Genomic DNA, 5279 nt, shown 5'->3' on the forward strand with positions numbered 1-5279 from the left:
GTGATAATAGCGCTGATGGCTGTACGGTTCGAAAAAGGGAGTGTATTCATGCGGCAACTCCAGTTTGGGCTGGACGTGCGGTTATGTGTTCGGTTGAAGCATATTCACTTTCACTGGACAAGAGTACAGATTCACTAAGTGCATATGCTATTAAGCCAACAAGGGTCGCAGCAACAGCAGTATGGAGAGCAGAAACGGGAACGGGAATCCGATAGAGCGCATTGACTATACCTACTAAGACCTCCAATGGAATCAGTAGCAGAATTGCATAGCCGACATGACGAATTCCAGGTAGAGATGAACTCGTGCGCAGTTGCCAAGCCAAGAACATTAGCCAAGTTCCACCAAAAATAGCGAAGAAGCGATGCAGCATGTGAATCCATTCGTTGAAGTGATTCGGCATGAACTGTCCTACAAAAGCGTCTGGTACGTTTGGACTTCCATCTGGGGCTGGTATGGCTATGGATAAAGGAGCGCCACTATGACAACCAGGGAAAGCCGAACAGGAGTAACCAGAATAGGTTGTGCTGTTTTTACCACCGGAGATTAGAATTATCGTAAGTATTAGTGCCATTCCAGCTATCTTCCTGGTCATTGGGCTCCAACTACTCCACCTTACCCAACTGAACGTTCTTGGGCGCTTGTTGAGATGGAAAGTCTTCCAAGCAAAATAAACCAGCAGCGCAAAGGTTAGATTTCCTCCGATCAAGTGACCTGTGACGATGTAAGGATTCAGAAGCATCGTCACAGTTAGCCCTCCAAGTATTCCCTGGATTAAAACCATTACCAAGCAGACCAGACTGAGGTTTCTGTATTCACGATAGTGAGGACGGGAGAAAGCTAGTATAACCATTAAAACAATCAACATACCAAGCAGGGTGGCAATGAAGCGATGGCCCACTTCGAGCGCAATCTCGTATCCAGGTGGTGGGATAAATTGCCCATAACACAGTGGCCAGTCTGGGCAAGCCAATCCAGCACCCTTGAGACGTACGAAGGCACCAAATGAAATGAGAGGCCAAGTGAGAATTGCCGAACCTAGTGCAAGCCATTTCATCATTTTAAATTATTTTTAAAGAAGGTAGAAATTGTAAAAGAGATTTCCAAAAAATTAACTAATGGAGGCTTTAATAACAAGCCAAACACCAAAAATCAGATGTGTGGTCGTACGCTGCGTTTGCACACAAATGGTTCTTCTAACCTAGCCAACAATAACATTGTCTAGTTTCAACTTGCTCTCAGAGTGAATTAGATTTAGCATAAACAGTTTAATTTTATTCAGTAAGACTCAGTTCAATTTTTCTCCTCAGTCGAAGGCTACCAATGACTTATGTTGTCACTGCACATTGCAATGGATGCAAGTATACTGACTGTGTGGAGGTCTGTCCGGTAGAGGCCTTCCACGAAGGACCAGAAATGGTCTATATCAACCCGGAATCATGCATTGACTGCAACGCCTGTGTGGAAGAATGCCCCGTCGAGGCAATCTATGCGGATGTGGATCTGCCTGAGAAGCATCAAGAATATTTAGAGATCAATGCTGATAAAAGCCAAGAATTTCCTGTGATTAGCGAGAAATCAGATCCTTTATCTACTGCAAGAACTTTGGACGAGATCAAAGCCGCAGGTGACTGATTGACATGGAAAGATTTATTCAAGTCTCTGTGATGTCAGAATCCAAGGCCTGGATTCAAGAAGGTGAACTTCAGGCAGATGAGATGCCCAGACTCATCGATATCTTGGTAGCAGGTTCACTTCTACAATTTTGTATTAACCTAGAACGAAAAAAAGAAGAAGTTATCTGTTCTGGAAATCTTGAAGGAACGTTATCAATTGCTTGCGATCGTTGTGGTCAACCGCTGAAACTTGATGTAGACGAAGAATTCACCTTCAAAATGGTTCCTGAGGCGAATTTGGATTCTCAGAATGGGAAAGAAGTTTTTTTGGAAGATGAAGACTTGGACATGGACTTTTATCGAGATGACCAAATTGACTGGAAGAGTATTTTAGAAGATCAGGTAATACTAGCTCTTCCAATTAGAAATTTGTGTGAGGAGCAAGGGCAATTAGCCTGTGAAATCCCGTTGAATCCTCAAGAAATTGAAAATCTGAAGACAGATAATCCATTTTCAAGCCTGAGTAATTCAGGTTGGGAAAATAATTGATCGGTCCCACAAATACATGGAGAAATCATGGCAGTCCCAAAACGAAAAATTTCCAAAAGCAGACGTGATAACCGCAGAGGTCATGTCAATGTTACAGTTCCTGCGCTTTCAAGTTGTACCAATTGTGGTGAAATGACACGTCCACATCGAGTTTGTCAGCATTGCGGATACTTTAAAGGTGTTCAAGTTATGGAAGTTAAGCAGCAGTTTTAATTATATCAGAATCCTCCGAGGGGGTATCCATCCCCCTTCCAACCTACCATCATGTATAAGCATGCCAGTAGCGGTTGATGCGATGGGGGGAGATTCCCCATTATCCATCCAGTTGGAGGGAGCCGTACGAGCTGCCAACGAATTAGGCATTGAAGTGGTTCTTGTTGGTCACGAGACGCAAATCAAGGACCGACTAAAAAACATGCCGCATTCAGTAAACAAAGTCCGTATTGTCCACTGTGAGGAGATGGTGGAAATGCATGAATCTCCAAGTCAAGCGTTACGGCAGAAAAAGGATTCTTCAATCCGTGTTGCGATGGATCTGCACAAGCGTGGAGAGGTTAGTGCTGTCGTGAGTGCCGGCAATACAGGCGCTGCAATGGCTACTGCCAAATTTGTTCTTAAATCTATTCCAAAAATAGATCGGCCTGCTATCGCTACCCTCATGCCGAGCACACATCGCAATCGCCCCTTCGTGATTTTAGATATTGGTGCCAATACGGATTGCAAACCAGAATATTTACTGCAATTTGCGCTGATGGGTGGAGCCTATGCTCAAACGATGCTAAGCATCGATAATCCACGGGTAGCTCTTCTCAACAACGGTGAAGAAGAGGGTAAGGGTAATCAAAACCTTAAGGAAACTTATCCCTTGCTAAAAAAGAGCACGCTCAATTTTTATGGGAACATCGAAGGCAAGTTGATGTACCAGAATGAAGTGGATGTGGTGGTATGCGATGGCTTTGTAGGGAATATCACACTAAAGGTGGCAGAGGGGACCTTTGATTTTGTAAGGCAGGTTCTTAAGGAAGAGATTGAGAAATCTTGGGTGGCGAAGTTAGGATATTTGTTGATGAAGGGGCCATTCAAGGCTTTGAAAGAGAGGGGAGATTACACTGAGATTGGAGGAGCTCCACTTCTCGGGGTCCAGGGCACAGTCGTCATCTGCCACGGGAGCTCAAAGCCTTACTCGATTAGAAACGCAATTCGTCATGCCGATAACTGTGCAAGTATGAAGTTGAACGATAAAATTTCCTCCCTTGTTCTAGAAAATCAGAATCTGCTTTTGCCACGGAACGAAACCACTCCACTAGCTGCTACTGGATAAATCCTCAGTTTTGTTGCAGGTGCATCTTCAATTGCTCCTGCACAAATTCTTCGCATGCGTCCCAGTGCATGTTTTCTCGCTTTAGCCTTTCGTATAAATTAAAGAGAATCTGAAACTGATCCATCAGGCTGATCCCTTGATTAATGAGATCTAGGGGTAGGAGGCGGTGGCGCAGAAGATTCAGGGTGTAAACTGTCTCTTGGTAGGAGTTTTTGCTCAGCAGTTTCTCATCGTAATCATGCATCAGGTAGCAAAACAGGAAAAAGCCTTCATCATCCAATTCCCGGGCCCATTGCCAGGTTTGATCCTGGAATTCATGCTTCTCAAGGAACTCATCTCGGGCTTGATGAATCATCCCATAAAATTCTTCTTCTTCCTGCATTATTGCTCGGTTCGATTCAGCGGTAATAGGGATTTGATCCGCTATCATGGTCAGTTGCATCATGGATGGCAACGATATCTGGTACAGTTTCTTTCATCATTACTTCTACACCCTGCTTAAGAGTTACATCCACCATTCCACATCCTTGGCAGCCTCCTCCAAATCTCAAGAATACTTCACCATTTTCAATTTTACTTAAACTGACGACACCTCCATGGGAAGCAACCATAGGATTGACCTGCTCATCTAAAACTTGACGCACTCGATCTTCAAAATTTCCACGTAGTTTCCCTATACCAAGTCCTTCATTAACTACCTCGATCTCCCCTGTGTCTTCATCAATTTGGATTTCGGTACCTTCTAGAAATGGTAGTAATGAGAAATCCATCCAGAAAATAATTCCTTCCTTCTCGAAACGTTGCATTTGCTCGGTATCGTCATCTTTTAGAGGTCGAAGTGTATAGACACCTTTGGTCGGAGATTTTGGTTCAACAGCTAGTAGCCATCCATCTGAGGCATCCTCATGCGGAGATTGGATTTTTTTCAAAGCCTCAGGACTAATAGTAAAAAATGATTCATCTACTTGTTCATAAAGATCCAAGAAGCGGTCTACATAGTAGAACGTATCAAAGCCATTGTCGTAGAGAATTTCAGCTGCTGTTAGTGTTTCTCCTTGTCCTCCACCGTAAAGTAAAATGTCTCCAGTGAAAGGCATTTGGTAGATTGAATTTTCGAAGTGCTCAATAGGAAGATTATGTGCACCAGGCAAATGGGAAATTTCATAATCACCCGCACCCCGAAGATCAAACAAGTAAACTCGCTCCGCAGTGCGGCGCTTTGCAAAAAAATCTTTGACGCTCAGTTGATAATTTTCTGGACGGAATAACTCATCTTCAGTATTTGAAAGATCCTTGAATTTGAACATGGATCACCTGTTGAGGGAGGTTGCTAATGAACTAAGAATATCTCAAGGGTTGTTGGCTGTCAATTTGAGCCGGTTGATATGTTGAAAGATTCTTGAAGTTATAAATAAGCCTATATAGTCTGAAGCGTTTTTGTCTTTTTCACCTTAGCCAAACAGGAGGGGTTATGGAAAGGAAGACACTAAAGGTCCTTAGCAGAGTCCGAAATCTTCAGCAACAACTTTTTCAAGAACTGAGTCAGGGAGAGAAATCAACTCCCAGAAAAGCGAGGTTATTTTCAGAGTTGGAGACGTTGAGGAAATGGCAACCTTACCCGAAACGGACACTTGATTAATGGTGAGCCGAAGAAGGGGTCGGAGATACTAAAAGTAACTTTGACCCCTTTTTGTTTTTTTAGGCATTGCCTAAAACTGTTTTGGTGCGTTTGGTGTTGGTTGCAGAGTTGTTTTCAGTGATCTCTTGCAGAAGCGCCTCTAGAGGATGCATAG

Annotated in this window: 7 protein-coding genes; 4 read left to right on the forward strand and 3 right to left on the reverse strand. The window is 43.5% G+C overall.

All coding sequences use genetic code 11. The features are described from left to right. Nucleotides 1-46 precede the first annotated feature (46 nt). Nucleotides 47-1060 (reverse strand): COX15/CtaA family protein, encoded by a 1014-nt coding sequence (locus P8O70_05545; protein ID MDG2196339.1) that lies wholly within the window; start codon nucleotides 1058-1060, stop codon nucleotides 47-49. Between the two features lie 263 nt (nucleotides 1061-1323). Between P8O70_05545 and P8O70_05550 the strand changes: the two genes are divergently transcribed. The 4 genes from P8O70_05550 to plsX all read left to right on the forward strand — a co-directional run bounded on the left by P8O70_05550 (nucleotide 1324) and on the right by plsX (nucleotide 3486). Further along, nucleotides 1324-1635 (forward strand): 4Fe-4S dicluster domain-containing protein, encoded by a 312-nt coding sequence (locus tag P8O70_05550; protein MDG2196340.1) that lies wholly within the window; start codon nucleotides 1324-1326, stop codon nucleotides 1633-1635. Nucleotides 1636-1640: 5 nt separating this feature from the next. Then, nucleotides 1641-2165 (forward strand): YceD family protein, encoded by a 525-nt coding sequence (locus tag P8O70_05555; GenBank protein MDG2196341.1) that lies wholly within the window; start codon nucleotides 1641-1643, stop codon nucleotides 2163-2165. Nucleotides 2166-2192: 27 nt separating this feature from the next. After that, nucleotides 2193-2378: a 50S ribosomal protein L32 gene (gene rpmF, locus P8O70_05560; protein ID MDG2196342.1), complete on the forward strand. Its 186-nt coding sequence runs from the start codon at nucleotides 2193-2195 to the stop codon at nucleotides 2376-2378. 61 nt (nucleotides 2379-2439) lie between these two features. Beyond that, nucleotides 2440-3486 (forward strand): phosphate acyltransferase PlsX, encoded by a 1047-nt coding sequence (gene plsX / locus P8O70_05565; protein ID MDG2196343.1) that lies wholly within the window; start codon nucleotides 2440-2442, stop codon nucleotides 3484-3486. Between the two features lie 4 nt (nucleotides 3487-3490). Here plsX and P8O70_05570 read toward each other — a convergent pair whose 3' ends face one another. Beyond that, nucleotides 3491-3916, reverse strand: coding sequence for a hypothetical protein (locus tag P8O70_05570; GenBank protein ID MDG2196344.1), 426 nt, complete (start codon nucleotides 3914-3916; stop codon nucleotides 3491-3493). Further along, nucleotides 3885-4793 carry a NifU family protein gene (locus tag P8O70_05575; protein ID MDG2196345.1) on the reverse strand — a complete coding sequence of 303 codons (909 nt, stop codon included), beginning with the start codon at nucleotides 4791-4793 and terminating at the stop codon, nucleotides 3885-3887. Before P8O70_05575 ends, P8O70_05570 begins: the two co-directional genes overlap by 32 nt. Nucleotides 4794-5279 lie beyond the last annotated feature (486 nt).

The sequence above is a fragment of the SAR324 cluster bacterium genome, assembly GCA_029245725.1.
Classification (GTDB): domain Bacteria; phylum SAR324; class SAR324; order SAR324; family NAC60-12; genus JCVI-SCAAA005.

Coding starts and splice junctions, on each gene's coding strand:
- P8O70_05545 (MDG2196339.1), bottom strand. CDS start 1,060: ATGATGAAATGGCTTGCACTAGGTTCGGCAATTCTCACTTGGCCTCTC.
- P8O70_05550 (MDG2196340.1), top strand. CDS start 1,324: ATGACTTATGTTGTCACTGCACATTGCAATGGATGCAAGTATACTGAC.
- P8O70_05555 (MDG2196341.1), top strand. CDS start 1,641: ATGGAAAGATTTATTCAAGTCTCTGTGATGTCAGAATCCAAGGCCTGG.
- rpmF (MDG2196342.1), top strand. CDS start 2,193: ATGGCAGTCCCAAAACGAAAAATTTCCAAAAGCAGACGTGATAACCGC.
- plsX (MDG2196343.1), top strand. CDS start 2,440: ATGCCAGTAGCGGTTGATGCGATGGGGGGAGATTCCCCATTATCCATC.
- P8O70_05570 (MDG2196344.1), bottom strand. CDS start 3,916: ATGATAGCGGATCAAATCCCTATTACCGCTGAATCGAACCGAGCAATA.
- P8O70_05575 (MDG2196345.1), bottom strand. CDS start 4,793: ATGTTCAAATTCAAGGATCTTTCAAATACTGAAGATGAGTTATTCCGT.